The 20,511-nt window shown below is 62.2% G+C and carries 20 protein-coding genes and 3 tRNA genes; 13 read left to right on the top strand and 10 right to left on the bottom strand.

The window, feature by feature from the left end; all coding sequences use genetic code 11:
- Nucleotides 1–204 precede the first annotated feature (204 nt).
- From fdxA to PAF12_RS10475, 4 genes are all read right to left on the bottom strand, one after another.
- Complete coding sequence (gene fdxA, locus PAF12_RS10490) at nucleotides 205–543, bottom strand: ferredoxin FdxA (protein ID WP_271106878.1); 339 nt, start codon at nucleotides 541–543, stop codon at nucleotides 205–207.
- Between the two features lie 75 nt (nucleotides 544–618).
- Nucleotides 619–1,479 carry a 1-acyl-sn-glycerol-3-phosphate acyltransferase gene (locus PAF12_RS10485; RefSeq protein ID WP_271106877.1) on the bottom strand — a complete coding sequence of 287 codons (861 nt, stop codon included), beginning with the start codon at nucleotides 1,477–1,479 and terminating at the stop codon, nucleotides 619–621.
- Nucleotides 1,461–2,246 carry a GNAT family N-acetyltransferase gene (locus PAF12_RS10480; protein ID WP_271106876.1) on the bottom strand — a complete coding sequence of 262 codons (786 nt, stop codon included), beginning with the start codon at nucleotides 2,244–2,246 and terminating at the stop codon, nucleotides 1,461–1,463. Before PAF12_RS10480 ends, PAF12_RS10485 begins: the two co-directional genes overlap by 19 nt.
- Nucleotides 2,247–2,375: 129 nt before the next feature.
- Nucleotides 2,376–2,552: a DUF3553 domain-containing protein gene (locus PAF12_RS10475; protein WP_271106875.1), complete on the bottom strand. Its 177-nt coding sequence runs from the start codon at nucleotides 2,550–2,552 to the stop codon at nucleotides 2,376–2,378.
- 47 nt (nucleotides 2,553–2,599) lie between these two features.
- Between PAF12_RS10475 and PAF12_RS10470 the strand changes: the two genes are divergently transcribed.
- Nucleotides 2,600–3,226, top strand: a complete 627-nt coding sequence (locus tag PAF12_RS10470) for a histidine phosphotransferase family protein (protein ID WP_271106874.1) — start codon at nucleotides 2,600–2,602, stop codon at nucleotides 3,224–3,226.
- A gap of 46 nt (nucleotides 3,227–3,272) precedes the next feature.
- On the opposite strand, the gene PAF12_RS10465 is transcribed toward PAF12_RS10470, so the two are convergent.
- Complete coding sequence (locus PAF12_RS10465) at nucleotides 3,273–4,562, bottom strand: glutamate-5-semialdehyde dehydrogenase (protein WP_271106873.1); 1,290 nt, start codon at nucleotides 4,560–4,562, stop codon at nucleotides 3,273–3,275.
- A gap of 18 nt (nucleotides 4,563–4,580) precedes the next feature.
- Nucleotides 4,581–5,780 carry a phosphoglycerate kinase gene (gene pgk / locus PAF12_RS10460; RefSeq protein ID WP_271106872.1) on the bottom strand — a complete coding sequence of 400 codons (1,200 nt, stop codon included), beginning with the start codon at nucleotides 5,778–5,780 and terminating at the stop codon, nucleotides 4,581–4,583.
- 148 nt (nucleotides 5,781–5,928) lie between these two features.
- On the opposite strand from pgk, the gene PAF12_RS10455 reads away from it, so the two are divergent.
- A complete protein-coding gene (locus PAF12_RS10455; protein ID WP_271106871.1) occupies nucleotides 5,929–6,435 on the top strand; it encodes a peptidylprolyl isomerase in 507 nt (168 codons plus the stop codon).
- The gene (locus PAF12_RS10450; RefSeq protein ID WP_271106870.1) at nucleotides 6,428–7,021 is read left to right on the top strand and encodes a peptidylprolyl isomerase; all 594 of its coding nucleotides are present in this window, start codon (nucleotides 6,428–6,430) and stop codon (nucleotides 7,019–7,021) included. Before PAF12_RS10455 ends, PAF12_RS10450 begins: the two co-directional genes overlap by 8 nt.
- A gap of 55 nt (nucleotides 7,022–7,076) precedes the next feature.
- Here the strand turns inward: PAF12_RS10450 and tyrS are convergent, their stop codons facing one another.
- A complete protein-coding gene (gene tyrS, locus PAF12_RS10445) occupies nucleotides 7,077–8,315 on the bottom strand; it encodes a tyrosine--tRNA ligase (RefSeq protein ID WP_271106869.1) in 1,239 nt (412 codons plus the stop codon).
- Between the two features lie 56 nt (nucleotides 8,316–8,371).
- Between tyrS and PAF12_RS10440 the strand changes: the two genes are divergently transcribed.
- The 7 genes from PAF12_RS10440 (at nucleotide 8,372) to PAF12_RS10410 (ending at nucleotide 15,441) form a co-directional block, all read left to right on the top strand.
- Nucleotides 8,372–9,499 carry an anhydro-N-acetylmuramic acid kinase gene (locus PAF12_RS10440; RefSeq protein WP_271106868.1) on the top strand — a complete coding sequence of 376 codons (1,128 nt, stop codon included), beginning with the start codon at nucleotides 8,372–8,374 and terminating at the stop codon, nucleotides 9,497–9,499.
- A 96-nt stretch (nucleotides 9,500–9,595) separates the two neighbouring features.
- Nucleotides 9,596–9,672, top strand: a tRNA-Asp gene (locus PAF12_RS10435).
- A gap of 23 nt (nucleotides 9,673–9,695) precedes the next feature.
- Nucleotides 9,696–9,772, top strand: a tRNA-Asp gene (locus PAF12_RS10430).
- A 204-nt stretch (nucleotides 9,773–9,976) separates the two neighbouring features.
- Nucleotides 9,977–10,906: a class I fructose-bisphosphate aldolase gene (locus PAF12_RS10425; protein WP_271106867.1), complete on the top strand. Its 930-nt coding sequence runs from the start codon at nucleotides 9,977–9,979 to the stop codon at nucleotides 10,904–10,906.
- A gap of 220 nt (nucleotides 10,907–11,126) precedes the next feature.
- Nucleotides 11,127–12,386, top strand: coding sequence for an aspartate kinase (locus PAF12_RS10420; protein WP_271106866.1), 1,260 nt, complete (start codon nucleotides 11,127–11,129; stop codon nucleotides 12,384–12,386).
- A gap of 71 nt (nucleotides 12,387–12,457) precedes the next feature.
- A complete protein-coding gene (ptsP, locus tag PAF12_RS10415) occupies nucleotides 12,458–14,713 on the top strand; it encodes a phosphoenolpyruvate--protein phosphotransferase (protein WP_271106865.1) in 2,256 nt (751 codons plus the stop codon).
- 29 nt (nucleotides 14,714–14,742) lie between these two features.
- On the top strand, nucleotides 14,743–15,441 hold the full coding sequence (locus PAF12_RS10410; RefSeq protein WP_271106864.1) for a fumarylacetoacetate hydrolase family protein: 699 nt from the start codon (nucleotides 14,743–14,745) through the stop codon (nucleotides 15,439–15,441).
- A 364-nt stretch (nucleotides 15,442–15,805) separates the two neighbouring features.
- On the opposite strand, the gene PAF12_RS10405 is transcribed toward PAF12_RS10410, so the two are convergent.
- From PAF12_RS10405 to PAF12_RS10395, 3 genes are all read right to left on the bottom strand, one after another.
- Complete coding sequence (locus tag PAF12_RS10405) at nucleotides 15,806–16,225, bottom strand: DUF1178 family protein (RefSeq protein ID WP_271106863.1); 420 nt, start codon at nucleotides 16,223–16,225, stop codon at nucleotides 15,806–15,808.
- The gene (locus PAF12_RS10400) at nucleotides 16,222–17,469 is read right to left on the bottom strand and encodes a 3-deoxy-D-manno-octulosonic acid transferase (RefSeq protein WP_271106862.1); all 1,248 of its coding nucleotides are present in this window, start codon (nucleotides 17,467–17,469) and stop codon (nucleotides 16,222–16,224) included. Before PAF12_RS10400 ends, PAF12_RS10405 begins: the two co-directional genes overlap by 4 nt.
- Before the next feature lie 32 nt (nucleotides 17,470–17,501).
- Nucleotides 17,502–17,575 (bottom strand) — tRNA-Cys (locus PAF12_RS10395).
- A gap of 129 nt (nucleotides 17,576–17,704) precedes the next feature.
- On the opposite strand from PAF12_RS10395, the gene PAF12_RS10390 reads away from it, so the two are divergent.
- Genes PAF12_RS10390 through PAF12_RS10380 form a run of 3 tightly spaced genes read left to right on the top strand, consistent with a single transcriptional unit; the run spans nucleotide 17,705 to nucleotide 20,449 of the window.
- Nucleotides 17,705–18,358, top strand: a complete 654-nt coding sequence (locus PAF12_RS10390) for a protein-L-isoaspartate O-methyltransferase (RefSeq protein ID WP_271106861.1) — start codon at nucleotides 17,705–17,707, stop codon at nucleotides 18,356–18,358.
- Nucleotides 18,359–18,368: 10 nt separating this feature from the next.
- The gene (locus tag PAF12_RS10385) at nucleotides 18,369–19,751 is read left to right on the top strand and encodes a TolC family outer membrane protein (protein WP_271106860.1); all 1,383 of its coding nucleotides are present in this window, start codon (nucleotides 18,369–18,371) and stop codon (nucleotides 19,749–19,751) included.
- Between the two features lie 23 nt (nucleotides 19,752–19,774).
- A complete protein-coding gene (locus tag PAF12_RS10380) occupies nucleotides 19,775–20,449 on the top strand; it encodes a hypothetical protein (RefSeq protein ID WP_271106859.1) in 675 nt (224 codons plus the stop codon).
- The last annotated feature ends 62 nt before the right edge of the window (nucleotides 20,450–20,511 follow it).

The raw sequence follows: 20,511 nt of genomic DNA, 5'->3' as shown, positions 1-20,511 counted from the left end.
GCAAGCTGTGGTGGCCTTCATCATGGTTGGGGAAGGGCTTCTCGCAGCAAATATGACAGTATTATATCATAAAATAAGGGCCGAAAAAAGATGCGTCTCTGCGGTGCAACATCGCCGCAGATTCAGGAAATTCCCGCATTTTTTCAATATCCTGCGCCATTATAGCAGTTTTTACACCTGACGCCAGCCACCCGTGCGGGAGAATCAGTCCCCCTCGCCGGGATTCGGGCTGAAATACTTCTCAAGCTTGCCGCTGACGCCGTCCATCTGCTCATAGCCGGGCATCGGATCTTTCTTCTGCGTGATGACCGGCCACTGATCGGCGTATTTCCGGTTCATCTCCACCCAGGGTTCCATATCCGGTTCCGTATCGGGGCGGATCGCATCGGCCGGGCATTCGGGTTCGCACACGCCGCAGTCAATGCATTCGTCAGGATGAATCACCAGCGTGTTTTCGCCCTCGTAGAAACAATCCACGGGGCAGACCTCGACGCAGTCGGTATATTTGCACATGATGCAATTGTCGGTGACGACATAGGTCATAGGCGCGTCCTTTTGGCGTTCGGAGCTTCACCTAGACCGCAAGGGCCGACCTTTCAAGGCAATATGAGCAGGAAATTAGCCGTGGAACGGCTGGTTTTCGCGCGTATCGGGCATAGCGTTGCGGATTGTGGCTTCGGTCATGCGGGACAGGGTTTTCCGATCTTTTCCCGACACGGGAACAGGTTCGTGAAGCGCAATCGTGACGCAACCCTGTCGTTTCACGGACAGTACAGAAAGAATATGCTGCCCAAGTGCCATATCGCCCCACCAACCATAGAAGCGCGGATCCTCTCCGGGCGGGGCCTGGTAAATCGCTGTCATCGGCTGAATGGCGAGCCCGTCGGGCAGCTCTGGCGCGAGGAAGCCCTGGAACAATGTCGGCTTGAATGGCAGGACACGGCGACCGTCGCTGGATGTGCCTTCGGGAAAGAAGAGCAGCCGGTGTCCAGCGCGGGTGCGTGCTGCGAACTCAGCGGCTTGTTCCTGCGCAAAACGACGGTCGCGGGCGACGAAATGCGTGTTGGTCACTTTGGTCAGGATATTGATGCCGGGCCAGCTTGCGACCTCTGCCTTGGCCACGAAGAAAACCGGCATGGCCGCGTTCATCGTCAGAATATCGAGCCAGCTTGAGTGATTGGCAACGACCGCGCCGGGGCCGCGCATGGGTGCTCCGATCCGGCGGTAGGTCAGGCCGATACACCAGATGACCGCCCGGCAGACGCCTTGCACGAACGGGCCGGAGACGGGCCGACGCGGGCCGGTAAATAATCGTTCGATCAGACGCAATATCGCCAGCAATGGCACACCCGCCACCAGAACAGCGATGGCCGGAATGCCGCGCCGCGCGACGCGGAACCATCCTGCCGCGCCCGGGCGTCGTGGCGGGGGCGGCGGCTCGCCAACCCATGTCGGGCTGCTCAGGTTTTCGTCTGCCATCTGGATGTATAGAACTCGCGGTGTTTGCCAGACATGGCCGCGGTGTCCATCAGCAACAGCACATCGGTCGTATTGAAGTCACGGTCGAGATAGGCTCCCTCGCCAACCGTACCGCCGAGCCGCAGATAGGCCTTGATCAGGGCAGGCATGCCAATCATCGCTGCCCTGCGGTCGAGTTCCTCGGGCGGGACGAGGTCCATGCGCTGATACCCCTCGGCCAGTGCCACAGGCCGGATGGGCTCCGGTGCGAGGCATTTGTGGTGCAGCCAGCTGAGCTGCTGGCTGAGCGCATCTGCGTCCGTGCCGTGAAAGGACGCGACGCCGAACAGCACCTCGATCCCGAGTTCCAGCACATATTCCGATAACGCATTCCACAGCAGGAACATGCCGGCACCGCCGCGATATTCCGGCAGCACACAGGAACGCCCCAGCTCCAGCAAGGGCCGGCCAGAGGATTTGAGCTTGCTCAGATCATATTCGCTGTCGCAGTAGAAGCGACCGAACTCCGCCGCGCGGGTGCCGGGCAGCAAACGATACACGCCGACCACATGATCCAGTTCGGCAGGTTTGCGACGCGTATCGACCAGCACAAGGTGATCGACCGCCTCGTCAAACTCGTCCTTTTCCAGACGGGCATCGTGATCGACCATCGGGCCGTCCCCGCCCAGCTCCTCCACGAAAACGCGGTAGCGGAGCCGCTGCGCGGCTGCCAGATCGGTTTCGCTTGTCGCGATGCGGATGTCGAAGAACTTACTGTCCGGGTTCATGGACCTGCCTGCTTGCCCGTTTCGCTACCCTCTATGCAAGACAGGGTCACAAGGCAATACCGCCCACATCCATAAGGTGTATTGACACAATTAAAAGTTGAGTAGACCATATATATTATGTGTGCTTTATCAGGTATCAATGTCAACGAGTTCCAGCACCACGCGACGACCGTCGATGACACGTTTGCCCGCCTCATGGAAATTCACTGTGATGCGGTCGCCGATGCGCGATTGAACCTGTCCCAGCCCCCATTCCGGTGCCGCTGGGTTCCGAACAAGCATTCCCGGCTCAAGAAAATCGTTCATCGAAAGGTCTCCTGCTTATGCAATACCCGTCGCAAGCCGCTGCCGCAATGTATGAGCGCCCTGATGATCCGGCATCGATGCTGATCGAACTGGTCGGCTCCCGGCTTTGTCACGATCTGATCTCTCCCATCGGTGCTGTCGGGAACGGGTTGGAATTGTTGCAGATGTCGGATCGGTGCGGAAATCTGGACGGCAATGCAGAAATCGGGCTGATTGAGGATGCGCTTCATGCCGCGCGCGACAAGCTGTCCTGCTTTCGGGTGGCGTTTGGCGCGGCAGGCGACGGGCAACAGTTGAGCGAGGGCGAGATTGCCGGGCTGCTTGCGCATATGTCACGCATTGGCCGGGTGCGGATCTCGTCGGAGTTCGAGGGTGGTCAGCCGCGCATTGTGGTCAAGATGCTGGCTCTGGCGCTCATGTGTCTGGAAACCGCGATGCCGTGGGGCGGGGCTGTTCGTATCGGACTGGCGGGGCGGGTCTGGCATCTGACAGCCGAAGCCGACCGGACCGATCCGGATCGTGCCCTATGGGCGTGGCTGGACGGTGACTGCGAGACGCCCAGGCAGCCGGTGGCGGCAGAGGTTCATTTTCCGCTGCTCCGCCTTGCGGCGATACAGGCGGGGCGCCCGGTCCGCTGGTCGATCGATGACGCTGGCGCAGAGATCAGTTTTTAAGACATGATCGCCGCGCCTGTAGCAAAAGGCGCGGCGAAATTGGCAATCAGTCCCGGGTCGTACCGTTGCCGGTCACGATATATTTGAAGCTGGTCAGCTGCTCCGCACCGACCGGGCCGCGCGCGTGCATCTTTCCGGTGGCGATACCGATTTCAGCGCCCATGCCGAATTCGCCCCCGTCCGCGAATTGCGTCGAGGCGTTTCGCATCAGAATGGCGCTGTCCAGCCGCTCGAAGAAGCGCTGCGCTGTGGCGTCGTTCTCGGTCAGGATCGCCTCGGTATGGCCGGAGCCATGCGTCCGGATATGGGCAATCGCCTCATCCACGCCATTGACCAGCCGCACCGCAATGATGCTGTCCAGAAATTCGCGTCCGAAATCCTCCGGCGCGGCCTCGACGGTGCCGTTGATCTGCGCCAACTCGCCCTCGGCGCGGACTTCGACACCGGCATTCAGCAAGTCGCGGATCAGCACGTCGCCATGCTTGTCGTAAAAGCCCCGGTCGATCAGCAGGCATTCTGCCGCGCCGCAAACGCCGGTGCGCCTTGTCTTGGCGTTCAGGACCACGCGGCGGGCTTTTTCCAGATCGGCGTCGCGGTCGGCATAGATATGACAGATGCCCTCCAGATGGGCGAAGACCGGCACCCTTGCCTCGCGCTGCACGAGCCCGACCAGCCCCTTGCCGCCGCGCGGGATGATGACGTCGATCAGCCCCTGAGCGCGCAGCATCGCGGCCACAGCCTCGCGGTCGCGGATCGGCACGATCTGGATTGCGGTCGCCGGCAGTTTCGCGGCGCGCAAGCCCTCGACCATGCAGCGATGCAGCGCACCCGACGAGTGGATCGAATCGCTGCCGCCCCGCAGGATCACGGCATTGCCGGATTTCAGCGCAAGGGCACCGGCATCGGCGGTCACATTGGGTCGGCTTTCATAGATCACGCCCAGCACGCCCAGCGGTGTCGCGACGCGCTGGATACGCAGCCCCGTCGGACGGTCCCATTCGGTCAGAACCCGACCCACGGGATCGGGCTGCTCGGCAATCGCGCGCAAGCTGTCGACGATCCCGCGCAGCCGGTCCGGCGTCAGGGTCAGCCGGTCGATCATTGCATCGGACAGCCCCTTTTCGCGGGCGTAGTCGAGATCCTTTGCATTGGCCGCAAGAATCTCCGCCTCGCGTGTCCGCACGGCATCTGCCGCAGCAATCAGGGCAGCGTGTTTACGTTCAGCATTGGCATAGGCCAGTTCTGCCGCCGCCACCCGCGCCGCTTCCCCCATCTGGGTGATCAGCGTCTCGGCGGTTTCGGTTGCGCCATCCATCGGCGTCTCCTTCCGGGGCATGCTGCCCCTGATTTTGAGCTACTGCCTTGCGTCGGCAAGTGCAGCGACCCCGGGCAGATCCTTGCCTTCCATCCATTCCAGGAAGGCCCCGCCTGCGGTCGAGATAAAGGTGAAATCGCCGGCGACACCGGCCTTGTTCAGCGCCGCAACCGTATCGCCGCCACCAGCGACAGAGGTGAGCTTGCCCTCGCGGGTCAGCTTCGCCGCCTCTTGCGCCGCGGCATTGGTGGCGGCGTCGAATGGTGGGATTTCAAAGGCGCCGAGCGGGCCGTTCCAGATCAGCGTCCGGCAATTGGCGAAAACCTTGCCGATCTCCTCGACCGTCTGAGGTCCGGCATCGAGGATCATGGTATCGGCAGGACAGGCATCCGCCGCCACGGTTTCGGAGGCGGCACCGGCCTTGAACTCCCGCGCGACAACGACGTCGACGGGCAGGTGGATGGTGCAGCCGGTATCCGCTGCTTTGGCGATAATATCGCGCGCGGTATCGGCCATATCACGCTCTGCCAGAGAATTGCCGACCTCTATGCCCTTGGCGACAAGGAAGGTGTTCGCCATGCCGCCACCGATCACCAGGTGGTCGACCTTCTCGATCAGGTTGGACAGCAGGTCCAGCTTGGTCGAGACCTTGGCCCCGCCCACGACGGCGACGACAGGGCGGACGGCATCGCCGAGTGCGGCATCCAGCGCGTCAAGCTCCGCCTCCATCAGTTTTCCTGCGGCAGAGGGCAGCAGCCGCGCAAGCGCTTCGGTCGAGGCGTGGGCACGGTGCGCGGCGGAGAACGCGTCATTGACATAAACATCGCCCAGGGCGGCCAGGGACGCTGCGAATGTCTGGTCGTTCTTTTCCTCGCCCTCATAGAAGCGGGTGTTTTCCAGAAGAACGACATCGCCCGGTGCCATTGCCGCAACCGCCCGTTTGGCAGGCCCGCCAACAGCTTCCTCCGCGAAAGAGACGCTTTGCCCGAGGGCGGTTTCCAGCGCGGACACGATCTGCGAGAGCGACATGGAATCGACACGCTGCCCTTTCGGTCGGCCGAAATGTGCCAGCAGAACGACTTTCCCGCCCGCGTCACGAATGGCATTGACCGTCGGCACGATCTTGTCGATCCGGGTCGTGTCCGTGACGTGACCGTTTTCGGTTGGCACATTCAGATCGACGCGGGTCAAAACGACTTTTCCGTCGAGGTCCATATCTTCGATGCGGTTGAATCTCATGGCAGCCTCCGGTGAAATCTATACCGGGGTTGTGGGGCATCCTCACAGGATCGTCAATGCGCCCGGTGTGGCCTGTGACAGCATCATGCGTTGCGGGAAACCTGCGGACGCGCTACCCCTGAGCCGAGCATTGAAAAGGAGGCCCTGCATGGCCGAGATCAAGGATCCTGAAAACACCGTCATCATTGAATTGAAGAACGGTCCGGTTGTGATTGAATTGTTGACCGATGTCGCGCCCAAACATGCCGAACGGATGAAAGAGCTGGCGCGGGCGGGTGCTTACGACAACGTGGCGTTTCATCGTGTCATCGACGGTTTCATGGCGCAGACCGGCGATGTCGAGCATGGCGATATGGAAGAAGATTATAACCCGCGCCGCTGCGGCACGGGCGGTTCCGACCTGCCGGACCTGCCGGCGGAGTTTTCCAAGCTGCCGCATGATCGCGGAACGCTGGGTGCGGCACGCTCGCAGAACCCGAACAGTGCGAACAGCCAGTTTTTCATCAACTTCAAGGACAATCACTTCCTGAACGGCCAATACACGGTTTATGGCCGCGTCATCGAAGGGATGGAGCATGTCGACAAGATCGCCCGCGGCGAGCCGCCAGCGAATCCCGACCGGATGATCTCTGTGAAAGTGGCAGCCGATGCGTAATGCGCTTCTGATTCCGATCCTTGCGCTGGCGGCAGGAAGCGCCGCAGCGGAGGGGCTTCCCGGCGTGTCTGACGGTCCGGGCCCGAACCTGGTGATCGAGATCGCCGACGCCGCCGGTGGGTCCAAAGGGACGATCACGCTTGATCTCTATGAGGACAAGGCACCGAATCATGTCGCCCGCCTGATCGAGCTGGCCCAGTCCGGTGCCTATAATGGCGTCGTGTTCCATCGCGTCATTGACGGGTTCATGGCCCAGACCGGCGACGTCCAGTTCGGCAAGCAGGACGGCGATACGGCCCGCGCAGGTATGGGTGGTTCCGACCTGCCGGACCTCGCCGCAGAGTTCAGCGATGTGTCGTTCCAGCAAGGGACGGTCGGCATGGCCCGCGCGCAAGACCCCAACAGCGCCAACAGCCAGTTTTTCATCGACCTCGCCCCGGCCCCGTTCCTTGACGGTCAATATACGGTCGTCGGCCAGCTCGTCGATGGCTGGGACGTGCTGCAAGCGGTCAAGAAGGGCGATTCCGCTGCCAATGGTGCGGTCAGCGAGCCTGACTACATGCTGTCCGTCACCGTCGCTGAGTGATCTGCCCGTCGTGTCGTCACCATTAAAAAGGCCGGGGCTCACCCCGGCCTTTTCTTTATCCGATCCGTAGCATCCGGTGTTTCTTCTTGCCAACCGAGATCTTCAGCCCGTCACCGATCATTCCCGCATCGACCTGAATTTGCGGATCGCCAACAGCGTCATTGTTCAACCGCAAGCCGCCCTCGGCAATCAGGCGCTTCGCCTCCTTGCCGGAGCCGGTGATACCGGTTTGCGCCAGAAGCTGCACGATGGACAGCGGCAGCGTGTCCGCCCCGATCGTCACCACCTCCAGATCGCCGCCTGCGCCGCCCTGCTCGAACACCTCGCGGGCGGTCGCCTCGGCCGAAGCGGCTGCGTCCGCGCCGTGCAGCAGCGTCGTGACCTCATTGGCCAGCCGCACCTTCGCCTCATTGATCTCCGATCCCGAAAGCGCGCCAAGACGGTCGCATTCATCGACCGGCAACTCGGTGTAGAGCTTCAGGAACCGGCCCACATCGGCATCGGTCGTATTGCGCCAGAACTGCCAGAATTCATAGGCGCTCAGCATCTCGCCATTCAGCCAGATCGCACCACCCTGCGATTTGCCCATCTTGCGCCCGTCACTGGTGGTCAGCAGCGGCGTGGTCAGCCCCCAGACTTCGCGGTCGAGCACGCGGCGGGTCAGGTCGACGCCGTTGACGATATTGCCCCACTGGTCCGAGCCGCCCATCTGCAACCGGCAATCGTAACGCCGGTGCTGCTCCAGGAAGTCATAGGCCTGAAGGATCATGTAGTTGAACTCAAGGAAGCTGAGCGACTGTTCGCGATCCAGCCGGGATTTCACCGATTCGAAAGACAGCATCCGGTTGACCGAAAAATGCCGCCCGATGTCGCGCAGGAAATCGAGATAGTTCAGCCCGTCCAGCCATTCGGCATTGTTGAGCATCATCGCCTTGCCATCGCCGTAATCGAGATATTGGGCAAAGACCTTCTGCATGCCGTCGATATTCGACTGGATCTGTTCCGGTCCCAGCAGGGGACGTTCATCGCTGCGGAAAGACGGATCGCCGACCTTGGTCGTGCCGCCCCCCATCAGGGTGATCGGCCGGTTGCCGGTTTTCTGAAACCATCTCAGCAGCATGATATTGAGCAGATGCCCCACATGCAGCGACGCGGCTGTCGCGTCATAGCCGATATACGCCGTCACCGGCCCCTCGATCAGAGCTTCGTCAAGCGCGGTCAGATCGGTGCAGTCGGCCAGAAAGCCGCGCTCCATGATAATGCGCAGAAATTCGGATTTCGGGGTGGGTGCCATTGCTTTTTCCTTTTCGATAGGCCGGATATACCGGGGCGACGAAGGAAGGAAAACCCATGACAGGCAGGATGATCCGCGCGCTCGGGATGATGTCGGGAACCTCGCTTGACGGGGTCGATGCCGCGATGATCGAAACCGACGGGGAGAGGATCGGTGGTTTCGGGCCTTCGGGCTATCGCGCCTATTCCCACAACGAATCCTCCGTTCTGCATGATGCGCTTGGCAAATGGCCGGGGGATGACGGCGTCAGCGAGGCCGAAGCGTTTTCCGTGGCCGCCCATGCGGCGCTCGCGGCGGATTTTCCTGAGGCGGAGCTGATCGGCTATCATGGCCAGACGCTTGCCCATGATCCGGGCGGGCGGGGAACGCATCAGGCCGGGTCGGGCGCGGAACTGGCCCGGCAGACGGATCGCCGCGTGGTGTGGGATTTCCGAACGGAAGATGTGCGGCAGGGCGGGCAGGGCGCGCCGCTGGCTCCGTTCTTCCATTGGGCTTGCGCCGACTGGGCCGCGCGGCAAGGGCATATGGGCCGTGAGCCGGTCGTTTTCCTCAATCTCGGCGGTGTCGGGAACCTGACATGGGTCGATCCGGCGACTGACGGGCCGGAGACGGGTTGTCTGGCCTTCGATACCGGGCCGGCGAATGCACCGATCAACGATCTGGTGCGCGCCCGTGGGCTGGGAGAGCGGGACGAGCGCGGCGCCCTCGCACGTCGCGGCACGGCGGATGCCGACGCCGTTGCCCGGTTCCTGCGGCATCCCTATTTCGCGCAGATCCCGCCGAAATCGCTGGATCGGGACGCGTTTGCCGGTCTTTCGGATATGGTGAAAACCCTGTCAGCCGAAGATGCGGCGGCGACATTGGTGGCGGTTCTGGCGGGGTCGGTTGCGGCGGGGATGGAACATCTGCCCGCAATGCCGGAGCGTGTGCTTGTCTGCGGCGGCGGTCGCCATAATCCGGCGATCATGGAGGCGCTGTCTGGTGCTTTGCCTTGCACGGTTGCGCCGGTTGAGGAGATTGGCCTCGACGGGGACATGCTGGAAGCGCAGGCGTTCGGCTGGCTGGCCGTGCGCGTCCTGCGTGGCCTGCCGACATCCGGCCCCATGACGACCGGCGCACCGGCACCCGTTTGCGGCGGCCGGATCAGCCTGCCCCGGTCGGTCCGCGATGAAACGCCGTCCTGAAATTCGCATTTTTCCGATTCCCTGCTTGACGTGCCTTGTGGGTCCGCGTAAATCCCCGCTACCCCGGCGGGCGATCATGCCGGGGTTGGTGAGCATGCGGTTGTAGCTCAGTTGGTTAGAGTACCGGCCTGTCACGCCGGGGGTCGCGGGTTCGAGCCCCGTCAACCGCGCCACCACCATCGCCCGAACATGATGCGCGGTTGTAGCTCAGTTGGTTAGAGTACCGGCCTGTCACGCCGGGGGTCGCGGGTTCGAGCCCCGTCAACCGCGCCATCATTTGCTTTTCTCTTCTCCAAGCCTATCGTTTTCTGTCTGCGGATCGGCCGGTCTTATCGACGAGATTGCGGCCGTTACGTAAAGATATGTCGCAAAACGACGTAAGTCCGTCGCTAACATCCAGACGTTAACGCCACCATTCATTGATCGGGACATGAAGCCTGATATGACGCCTTGAGTGATGAACATTGGAGACATGCCATGAAAGCTACGAACAACGTCAAGAAGATTCTGGCGAATTACGAGGGCGAAAACCCCGGCGTTAAGGGCAATCTCTGCCGGATGCTGATGCAGGGCAAGCTGGGCGGCACCGGCAAGATGATCATCCTGCCCGTCGATCAGGGTTTTGAGCATGGCCCCGCACGCAGCTTTGCACCGAACCCGGCAGGCTACGATCCCCATTATCACTACAAGCTGGCCATCGATGCCGGGCTGAACGCCTACGCGGCGCCGCTGGGCATGCTGGAGGCCGGAGCCGATACCTTTGCCGGTCAGATCCCGACCATTCTGAAATGCAACTCCGCCAACAGCCTGATGTCGGATACAGCCGGCAAAAATCAGGCTGTGACGGCAAATGTTCAGGATGCGCTGCGCCTCGGGTGTTCGGCCATTGGCTTCACGATCTATCCGGGCTCCGACATGGCGCTTGATATGTTCGAGGAGATTGCCGAAATGCGGGCCGAGGCGGCTGCCGTGGGTATCCCCACGGTTATCTGGTCCTATCCGCGTGGGGAATCGCTGACCAAGGACGGCGAGACCGCAATCGACATCGCCGCCTATGCCGCCCAGATTGCGGCGCTGCTGGGGGCGCATATCATCAAGATCAAGCTCTCGACCGATCATCTGGAAAACAAGGACGCCAAGAAGGTCTACGAGGCGCAGAACATCGATATTTCGACGCAGGCGAAGCGGGTGCAGCACTGCATGGATTCGGCCTTTGGCGGTCGTCGCATCGTCGTGTTCTCGGGCGGCGCCGCGAAGGGTGCCGACGCGGTTTATGACGACGCGCGTGCGATCCGTGACGGCGGCGGCAATGGCTCCATCATCGGGCGCAACAGCTTCCAGCGGAGCCGTGAGGACGCGCTGGATATGCTGGGCAAGCTGGTGGATATCTACAAGGGCCGCGACTGATCGCAGCCGCCGGACCGGGGCGCTGCCCCGGACCCCGGGATATTTCCGTCAGGATGAAATGCGGGGGCCGTCCTTCGGGGCGGCCTTCTTTCCATTCCGTGATTCATCGTTGCGGCGAAATTTTGCATCCGCCCCGCTGCGCCCTTGCGCGTGCCGGAACGCGGCCCTAGAAGGTTGCCGATTTTATGCCCCTGATCCGAAGGGGAATTGGAGGGACGATATGCCCTTGTTGGTAATGAAATTCGGCGGCACCTCGGTCGCCGATCTCGACCGGATCCGAAACGCGGCCCAGAAGGTGAAGCGTGAGGTGGAGCGCGGCTATGACGTGATCGTCATCGTCAGCGCCATGTCCGGCAAGACCAACGAGCTGGTCGGCTGGGTCGAGCAGACCTCGCCGCTGTTTGACGCCCGTGAATATGATGCCGTCGTCAGCTCGGGCGAGAACATTACCGCCGGGCTGATGGCGCTGACGCTGCAAGGGATGGACGTCCCGGCGCGGTCCTGGCAGGGCTGGCAGGTGCCGATCAACACGACCGATGCGCATTCTGCCGCCCGCTTCGTGGATATTCCGCGTGCGAATATCGACCAGAAATTTGCCGAAGGCTTCAAGGTTGCGGTGATTGCCGGGTTTCAGGGGATCGGGCCGGATGGCCGGATCACAACTTTGGGCCGTGGCGGGTCGGACACGACGGCGGTCGCTTTTGCTGCCGCATTCGGTGCTGAGCGCTGCGACATCTATACGGATGTCGACGGGGTTTACACGACCGATCCGCGCATCACCTCCAAGGCGCAGAAGCTGGAGCGGATTGCTTTTGAGGAAATGCTGGAACTGGCGAGTCTGGGGGCGAAGGTGCTTCAGACCCGGTCCGTCGAACTGGCAATGCGGTATAATGTGCGTCTGAGAGTGCTGTCGTCCTTCGAGGATACGGACGAGAATTCCGGCACATTGGTTTGCGATGAGGATGATATCATGGAATCGAAAGTCGTCTCTGGCGTCGCCTTCTCGCGCGATGAGGCCAAGGTCACGCTGGTCACCGTCGAGGACCGGCCCGGCATTTCCGCCGCCATCTTCGCCCCGTTGGCGGAGGCGGGCGTGAATGTCGATATGATCGTGCAGAATATCTCGGAAAAGAATTTCGAGCAGCATAAGGGCTCCGTCACCGATATGACGTTTTCCTGCCCGATCAATCAGGTCGAGCGGGCGAAAAAGGCAATGGAAGACGCGCGCACCGGCGGGACGATCCGTTATGACGAGCTGGTCGTGGATACGGATGTGGCGAAAGTCAGCGTGGTCGGCATCGGAATGCGCTCTCACGCAGGCGTCGCGGCGCGCATGTTCCGGGCACTTGCTGACGAAAACATCAATATCAAGGTGATTTCGACCTCTGAGATCAAGATTTCGGTGCTGATCGACCGGAAATACATGGAGCTCGCGGTGCAGTCCCTGCATGATGCGTTCGAGCTGGAGAAATCCGCATAATATTGAATCGCGGGTAATCGCGCGTAGATAGAGTAAGGGCCTGCCTGACGGCAGGGCCGGGGTAGGAGGATATGGCGAAGCGGAGGGGTAACGATTCCCGGCGTCTGCTCAGGCGGCTGCGTGACACGCTGGCCGCACCGGGCGAGAGTCAGGATCGTCTGGACAGCATCACCCACCATATTGCCGATTCGATGGAGACCGAGGTCTGCTCGATCTATCTGTTCCGCGATGCCGAAACGCTGGAACTTTGCGCCTCCGAGGGCCTGAAAACCGAGGCCGTGCACCAGACCCGTCTGCGTCTGGGGGAAGGTCTGGTCGGTCGGGTCGCGCGGACGGGGCGGCATGTGAACACGGCCGATGCGCCATCTGAGCCGGGCTTCCGCTTCATGCCGGAGACGGGTGAGGAGGTTTATCCGTCCTTCCTGGGCGTGCCGATTCAGCGTGTGGGTGAGCGGCTGGGTGTTCTGGTCGTTCAGTCGCGCGAGGCGCGGCAGTTCACCGAGGACGAGATCTACGGTCTTGAGGTGGTCGCAATGGTCCTCGCCGAAATGACCGAGCTCGGCGCGTTCTCCGGCAATGACAATGACAGCCTGCCGATGGAGCATCATTTCCCGGTCCTGTTTCGCGGCACTGCGGGGCAGGAGGGTGCTGCAGAGGGGCGCGTCTGGCTGCATGAGCCGCGTGTCGTTGTCGCCAATCCGGTCGGGGATGATCCCGAGACGGAGAAGGCAAGGCTGCATGAGGGCATCGCCACGCTTCGTTCGCGGGTCGATACGATGCTGGCCGAGGCGGATATGGGTCCGGATGGCGACCATGCGCAGGTTCTGGAAACCTACCGGATGTTCGCCAACTCAAGAAGCTGGCAGAAGCGGATGGAGGAGGATATCGATCTGGGCCTCTCCGCCGAGGCAGCGGTCGAGAAGGAGCAGTCGCAGGCCCGCGCGCGGCTGGAGATGGCCGCCGATCCCTATCTGCGCGACCGGCTGCACGATCTGGACGACCTGTCGAACCGGCTGCTGCGCATCCTGACCGGGCAGGGCAGCGATACCGGGGCAGAAATGCCGGACGATCCGATTCTGGTTGCGCGCAATATCGGTCCTGCCGATCTGCTGGATTACGGGCGCAAGCTGAAGGCCGTAGTTCTGGAAGAAGGCAGCGTCGGCAGCCATGCGGCGATCGTGGCGCGGGCGCTTGCGATACCATTGGTGATCCATGCCAGCCGCATCACCTCCGAGGCGTTGAACGGTGACCCGATCCTGGTCGACGGGGATGGCGGTATCGTCCATCTGCGGCCCGAAGACAGCGTCGCGGCGGCTTTCCGGGACAAGATCGCGATGCAGGCGGCGGCGCAGTCCCGCTATGCCGGTTTGCGCGATCTGCCGGCAGAGGGGACCTGCGGCACAAGGGTCGAGCTGTTCATGAATGCCGGTCTGATGGCCGATCTGCCGAGCATGGAAGGGTCCGGGGCAGAGGGTGTCGGACTGTTCCGCACCGAACTGCAATTCCTGACCCGCACGCGTGTGCCGCGCCGGTCCGAACTCGCAGCGCTTTACGCACGGGTCATGGACGCGGCAAAGGGGCGCCCCGTGGTGTTCCGGACGCTGGATATCGGGTCCGACAAGGTGCTGCCCTATATGAAGCCGCAGGACGAACCCAACCCGGCAATGGGCTGGCGGGCGATCCGTGTCGGGCTGGAGAAGCGCGGCGTTCTGCGCATGCAGCTTCAGGCTCTGATCCGTGCCGCTGCCGGGCGGCCTTTGCATGTGATGTTCCCCTTCGTCGCGGAGGCGGGCGAATACGACGCCGCGCACCGGATGCTGATGGAGGAACTGGCGCGCGAGCAGCGGCTTGGCCATAATTTGCCGAGCGATATCCGCGTCGGCTCCATGATCGAAACGCCTTCGATGGCCTTCGCGCCGGTCAGTTTCTTCAAATCATGCGATTTCGTATCCATCGGCGGGAACGATCTGAAGCAGTTTTTCTTTGCTGCTGACCGGGAAAACGAGCTGGTCCGCCGCCGCTATGACACGCTGTCGGAGCCGTTTCTCGCGATGCTTGACCAGATCATCGCGCGGTGCGAGGCGGCAGGTGTCAAACTGTCCTTCTGTGGCGAGGATGCCGGTCGTCCGGTGGAGGCGCTGACCTTCGCGGCGCTTGGCATCAAGCGTTTGTCGATGCGTCCCGCCTCTATCGGGCCGGTGAAGCATCTGATCCGGCATACGAATCTGTGCGATCTGCGCAAGGTGATCGATCAGGCGCGGGCGGATGGCCAGCCGGTGCGCCGCGCCGTGACGGAATTTCTGGCCCGGATCGACATCCCGCGCTAGGCTGCAGCGAAAACCCGAAAGGAACCGCGATGCCCGAGAACCTGTTCCCGTCGCCACCCTGGCCCGCGCTGCCGGTCCAGAACGAGCGCGCGTGCTATCCGCTGCACCGGATTTTCTGCGTCGGCAAGAACTACGCCGCGCATATCGCGGAGATGGGTGGAAAGGCCGACCGCGAGAAGCCGATCTATTTTACCAAATCCGCGCTCGCCTATCTGCCGTCGGGGAAGGAAAGCCCGTATCCTCCGGGCACGGACGACTATCATTACGAGGTCGAATTCTGCGTCGTGCTTGGGGGTGCCTTGTTCAAGGCCAGCCCGGAAGAGGCGGCAGGGGCTGTGTTCGGCTATGCGGTCGGCCTCGACATGACGCGACGCGATCTGCAGAACCGGGCGAAGGAATTTGCGTCTCCTTGGGATGTCGCGAAGGATGTGGAGGAGTCCGCGATTATCGGCCCGATCACCCGTGCCGCCGAGTTCGGTGAGATTGGCGATCAGCGGATCCGGCTGCGTCTGGATGGCGACCTGCGGCAGGATGCTGCGCTGTCCGATATGATCTGGTCGGTGCCGGAACTGCTGTCGCGGCTGTCGGAAATGTACCATCTGGCGCCCGGCGATCTGCTGATGACGGGCACACCCGCCGGGGTCGGTCCGGTTTCGGTCGGTAGTCACCTGGTTGGCGATGTCGAGGGGCTAAGTGCAGTGTCGGTGACGTTTACCGAGGCGGATTGAGGTGGTGATGGTGCGTTGAAGCGCACCCTACCGGGGTTGGGCCGTGGCGTGATGGTGGTGCGTTGAAATGCACCCTACGAGATTTCGTGCCGTGGCGTGATGGTGGTGCGTTGAAACGCACCCTACGGGATTTCGTACCGTGGTGTGGTGATGGTGCGCTGAAGCGCACCCTACGGGGTTTCGTGCCGTGGCGTGGTGATGGTGCGTTGAAATGCACCCTACGGGGTTTCGTGCCGTGGCGTGGTGATGGTGCGTTGAAATGCACCCTACGGGATTTCGTGCCGTGGCGTGGTGATGGTGCGCTGAAGCGCACCCTACGGGATTTCAGGCGGTGGCGTAGGGTGCGCTTCAGCGCACCAACCCCTCAATTGGTCTTTCGCGTCGGAATGAACGGCAACGGCGCAATCGGCACACCATCTTCAACCAGCTTGCGGGCCTCTTCCGGCTTTGCCTCGCCATAGATGGACCGATGCTCGCTGCGGCCCTCATGCATGGCGCGGGCTTCATCTGCGAATTGCAGGCCGACATAATCCGAGTTCGCTTCGACATGCTTGCGCAACTGCTCCAGAGCGTTTTTCTGCGCTGTCGTATCCGCAGGCTGCTCACTGCCCTTGTTGTTGCGGGCAGGCACCTGTGGGCTCATCAGGGCACGGTCAATATCCGTCGTTCCGCAAATCGTGCACGGGATCTGACCCGCATCCCGCTGGGATTCGAACGCCGATGACGAAGCAAACCAGCCGTCGAAACGGTGTCCTTCCTTGCAGTTGAGGTCGTAGCGGATCAAGATGCGGTTCCTTTCACATCCCTAATATCGGCATCGTTCGGGCTGGCGGCAATCCCTGCGGCGTCCAGAATTCTGGAGACCAGTGGTGCCGCAGCGCCCGCGCGGGACTTCAGAAGGTCGTGCGCCCGCTGCCCCATCTGGGACGCGGCGACTGGATCGCTTGCCAGTCTGGTCAGTGTCTTGCCTGCGTCGCTGGCGAGAATCTCCGCCCCGCCTACCGCGTGCAGCAGCGCGTAATCTTCCGAGAAATTCGACACATGAGGACCGTGCAAGATTGCGCATTTATGCGCGGCGGGTTCCCACGGGGTATGGCCGCCTTTGGGGACCAGCGATCCGCAGGTGATGCAGATCGCGGCTGCGTCGTACCAGCGGTTCATCTCGCCCAGCGTGTCGGCCAGCAGCACCGTCGCGGTCTCGTCGCCGCCGTCGGAGCGGCGCGCCGGGGCAAGGCCGCGCGCCGCCATCAATGCCGCGATATCGTCGGCGCGCGCCGGATGTCGCGGCGCGAGGATCAGACGCAGGCCCGGAACATGACGGCGCGCGGACATGAATGCATCAAGGATCGGGCCGTCCTCTCCCGGATGGGTCGAGGCGGCGAGGATGGTGCGCCCTCGGCTTTCCGGCCACTCGCCCGGTTTGCTGCCCGCTGGTCCGAGCAGCTTGAGCTGGATGCGCGGCAGCAGCCGGTCCTCTGGCAGGCCAAGCGCAATAAACCGGTCGGCGCTGCCGAGATCCTGCGGGGACAACCCGTCGATACGTTGCAGAATCGGCCGGATCAGCAGCGGCAACTTCGCCCAGCGGCGGGCGGAGCGTTCCGACATGCGCGCGCCGATCACGATTTGCCGGATCCCGGCGCTTTCCAGCATGGCGGAGCGGTTGGGCCAGAGCTCGTTCTCAAGCGTCACGGCAACGCGCGGCTTGTATCGCTGCAGGAAACGGCTGAGCGCCTGCGGGGTATCCAGCGGCGCAAGACGTGCATTCATGCCCCAATCTCGCGCAATTCCGCGTCCGGTGGTGGTGTTGGCAGTGACGATGATCGTTGTTCTGGCCGCGAGTTCCTCGATGACCGGACGTGCCGAGGTCAGTTCACCGACGCTGGCACCATGCAGCCAGATCGTGCTTGTCTCCTGTCCCTGCGCGCCGCCGCCCTTCACGTCGCGCACAAGCCGTTCGGCCATATCGCCCGATGCGAAAGGCCCGAGTGCCGCGCCGACAAGCCAGGATGCGCCGCGATAAAGCAACATCGTCCTTCCGGTTTCGGGGCAGTGGCAGGGCGTGGAGGTGGGTACCGGAATCGAACCGGTCTTCACGGATTTGCAATCCGGTGCGTAACCTCTCCGCCAACCCACCGCCGGTCTGAGGTTTGCTTGCAATAATCGAATGTCGTTCCCCATGCAAGCACCTGAACGCTTCATTCAGTTTGTTGCCCCTCCGCCGCTTTCGTGCCAAGAAAGAGCAACGCAGAATAGAGGCTGCTAAATGGTCGATTTCAAACAAGCCCGTACTGTCATGGTGGATACGCAGGTCCGCCCGAACGACGTCACCAAATACCCTGTGATCGACGCGATCCTGTCGGTGCCGCGAGAGGAGTTCGTGCCGCTCGCGCTGCGTCCCGTGGCTTATGCGGAGGGTAATATTCATCTGGGTGATGATCGCTGGATGCTGGAGCCGCGCAGTATCGGCAAGCTGCTGGATGAGCTGAATATTCAGCCCGGTGAGCTGGTGCTGAATGTCGCGGCGGGGTTCGGCTACGACGCAGCGGTCATGGCCCGCCTTGCCGAGGCGGTCGTGGCGCTGGAATCGAATGGCGAGATGGCCAAGCGCGCAGAAGCGATTCTGGCGGAGCGTGCTGCCGATAATATTGCCGTTGTCACCGGGGACCTGACCGAGGGCTATGCGGGGCAGGGGCCCTATGACGTGATTTTGATCGCTGGTGGCGTCGAGCAGCTTCCGGATGCGCTGGCGGAGCAGCTTCGCGAAGGTGGACGGATCGCGGCGATTTTCGCCGAGGGCAAACTTGGTGTGGCCCGCATCGGATATAAGCTGGACGGGCGGATCAACTGGCGCTACGCGTTCAATGCGTCCGCGCCGGTTCTGCCGGGATTTGCGAAAGCGACGGAATTTGTTTTTTGAGGTACGTGCGATGACCAGACAATTCGGCCGCGGCTTCCGCCGCTTGCTGCGCAGCTCGGTACTCGCTGTGGTGATGACCGGGTCGGCGCTGCCGGCTCTGGCGGAATCCCTCGGCGACACTTTGGTTGCCGCCTACCGGCATTCGGCATTGCTCGACCAGAACCGGGCGCTTCTGCGTGCTGCCGATGAGGATGTGGCCGGCAATATGGCCAGCCTTCGCCCCATCGTCGACTGGGCGCTTCAACATAGCTATAACGACAGGAACGGCGCGGAATCGACGACGACGACGCTTGGCCTGACCGCCGAGATGCTGGTTTACGATTTTGGCCGCACACAGACTGCGATTGATATTGCGAAAGAAACCGTCCTTTCCACCCGTTACGCGCTTCTGGGGATCGAGCAGGATGTTCTGCTGCGCGCCGTGCGGGCCTATATGGATGTCCGCGAAGCGACCGAGCAGGTTGAGCTTCAGGCCAACTCCGTCCGTGTTCTCGGGCAGGAACGTCAGGCGGCGCAGGACAGGTTCGATGTGGGCGAAATCACGGTGACCGATGTTGCCCTTGCGGAGGCGCAGCTTGCGGCGTCCCGCGCATCGCTGTCGGCTGCGGAAGGCCAGTTGCAGGTCGCGCTGGAGGAGTATTCAGCGGTGACCGGGGGCAAGCCCAAAGGTCTGAACGCCCCACCCCCGCTGCCGAAACGCCCAGCCTCGCTGGAGGCTGCAATGGCCTCGGCGCAGAAGAACCATCCTGCTATTCTTCAGGCATCCCGGGAAGTCGCCGCTTCCGAACTGCGTGTTGTCGCGGCAGAATTGCAGCGGAACCCGAGGATCACCGGCTCTGCCCAGTTGGGTGTGGATATCGACGGAAACACCGAGGCGCAGGCCGGGCTTTCCATGACCAAGCGGCTTTATTCCGGGGGCAGGCTGTCGGCTGCGCATCGTCAGGCGATGGCTTCACGGGATGCGGCACGGGCCGCGCTGCTGTCTTCGTCGCGGCAGATCAATCAGAGCGTTGCGACGGCCTGGGCGAATATCGACGTCGCAAATGCGCAGATCGCGGCGATTAAAGAACAGATTTCGGCGGCGCAGCAGGCCTATGACGGCGTGCGCGAAGAAGCGACGCTGGGCGCACGGACGACGCTGGATGTGCTTGACGCCGAACAGTCGCTGCTGGAGGCGCGGGCCGACCTCATTTCCGCTGAGGCAACGCTGCAATTAGCGCATTATCAACTTCTCGCTGCTATGGGTGTGTTGACGGTAAAAGACCTGAAACTTGGAATACCCACCTATGACCCATCAGCCTACTATAATGCAGTCAGCGACGCGCCTTATACCAGCCGCCAGGGTGAAAACCTTGATCGCGTGCTGGAGCGGCTCAAGCGCGGCGGTAACTGAACCTTACGCCTTGCGGTGCGGCCATGCCTGATCTCCGGCAGGCCGCACCGGACGGCGACACTCCTGAAATCGGTGATGTTCTGGCCTCAATCCGGCGTCTGATCGCGCAGGATGAGGGCGCAGGCGATATGCTGCGTATGTTGCAGCGCAGCAGCGATGGCATGCCGCCCGGCAGTGAGCCGGGTCTTGATCAAAGGGCGCAACGGCTCAGGGGCCTTATTCAGCAGAAAACCAGCGCCGAAAATGACCATGCGACCAGCAAAAAGCGTCTGCTGCTGGAGGAGGCATTTGATCGCCCGGCCTCTGGTGTGAATGAGGAGTTCATTCAGCAGGGCACCGACTCGGCGCGGATGCGGGGGCGTTCTTCGGCGTCAGTGACGGCGATCTCTACCCATATGAGCAAGGCAGGAAAGACCGAACACGCGGCAAGGGAGCATGACATGATACATACGGATATGACCTCAAGCGAGGTGCAGGACCAGATCGGCAGCGAAAGCACTGAGTTCGATCTTTTCGCCTCCGATGCTGGCGAAGATGAGGATCAGTTCAGCGGAGGCAACGCGCTGCGTAGTCTCGTGCGCGATGTGATCCGGCAGGAGCTTCAGGGCGAAATGGGCGACCGTATCAGCCGCAACCTGCGCCGGGCCGTTCGCAATGAGGTGGCGGGCGTCATCGCCTCCGGCTTGAAGCCGGTCTGATCAGTTCAGACCGTTCTTCGACGGGTGACGACCGTTGCGCCGTGACTTGGTGGCCGCTTCAC

It is taken from the genome of Paracoccus sp. SCSIO 75233 (assembly GCF_027912675.1).
Classification (GTDB): Bacteria; Pseudomonadota; Alphaproteobacteria; order Rhodobacterales; family Rhodobacteraceae; genus Paracoccus.
This window is presented reverse-complemented; position numbering and strand designations above follow the sequence as displayed.

Bases quoted from the DNA above. Each gene is read 5' to 3' on its own strand.
- PAF12_RS10410 (WP_271106864.1), top strand. From the start codon at position 14,743: ATGCCCGAGAACCTGTTCCCGTCGCCACCCTGGCCCGCGCTGCCGGTC.
- PAF12_RS10465 (WP_271106873.1), bottom strand. From the start codon at position 4,562: ATGCCCCGGAAGGAGACGCCGATGGATGGCGCAACCGAAACCGCCGAG.
- PAF12_RS10450 (WP_271106870.1), top strand. From the start codon at position 6,428: ATGCGTAATGCGCTTCTGATTCCGATCCTTGCGCTGGCGGCAGGAAGC.
- ptsP (WP_271106865.1), top strand. From the start codon at position 12,458: ATGGCGAAGCGGAGGGGTAACGATTCCCGGCGTCTGCTCAGGCGGCTG.
- PAF12_RS10420 (WP_271106866.1), top strand. From the start codon at position 11,127: ATGCCCTTGTTGGTAATGAAATTCGGCGGCACCTCGGTCGCCGATCTC.
- PAF12_RS10400 (WP_271106862.1), bottom strand. From the start codon at position 17,469: ATGTTGCTTTATCGCGGCGCATCCTGGCTTGTCGGCGCGGCACTCGGG.
- tyrS (WP_271106869.1), bottom strand. From the start codon at position 8,315: ATGGCACCCACCCCGAAATCCGAATTTCTGCGCATTATCATGGAGCGC.
- PAF12_RS10440 (WP_271106868.1), top strand. From the start codon at position 8,372: ATGACAGGCAGGATGATCCGCGCGCTCGGGATGATGTCGGGAACCTCG.
- PAF12_RS10480 (WP_271106876.1), bottom strand. From the start codon at position 2,246: ATGAACCCGGACAGTAAGTTCTTCGACATCCGCATCGCGACAAGCGAA.
- fdxA (WP_271106878.1), bottom strand. From the start codon at position 543: ATGACCTATGTCGTCACCGACAATTGCATCATGTGCAAATATACCGAC.
- pgk (WP_271106872.1), bottom strand. From the start codon at position 5,780: ATGAGATTCAACCGCATCGAAGATATGGACCTCGACGGAAAAGTCGTT.
- PAF12_RS10380 (WP_271106859.1), top strand. From the start codon at position 19,775: ATGCCTGATCTCCGGCAGGCCGCACCGGACGGCGACACTCCTGAAATC.
- PAF12_RS10425 (WP_271106867.1), top strand. From the start codon at position 9,977: ATGAAAGCTACGAACAACGTCAAGAAGATTCTGGCGAATTACGAGGGC.
- PAF12_RS10475 (WP_271106875.1), bottom strand. From the start codon at position 2,552: ATGAACGATTTTCTTGAGCCGGGAATGCTTGTTCGGAACCCAGCGGCA.
- PAF12_RS10470 (WP_271106874.1), top strand. From the start codon at position 2,600: ATGTATGAGCGCCCTGATGATCCGGCATCGATGCTGATCGAACTGGTC.
- PAF12_RS10455 (WP_271106871.1), top strand. From the start codon at position 5,929: ATGGCCGAGATCAAGGATCCTGAAAACACCGTCATCATTGAATTGAAG.
- PAF12_RS10485 (WP_271106877.1), bottom strand. From the start codon at position 1,479: ATGGCAGACGAAAACCTGAGCAGCCCGACATGGGTTGGCGAGCCGCCG.
- PAF12_RS10390 (WP_271106861.1), top strand. From the start codon at position 17,705: ATGGTCGATTTCAAACAAGCCCGTACTGTCATGGTGGATACGCAGGTC.
- PAF12_RS10385 (WP_271106860.1), top strand. From the start codon at position 18,369: ATGACCAGACAATTCGGCCGCGGCTTCCGCCGCTTGCTGCGCAGCTCG.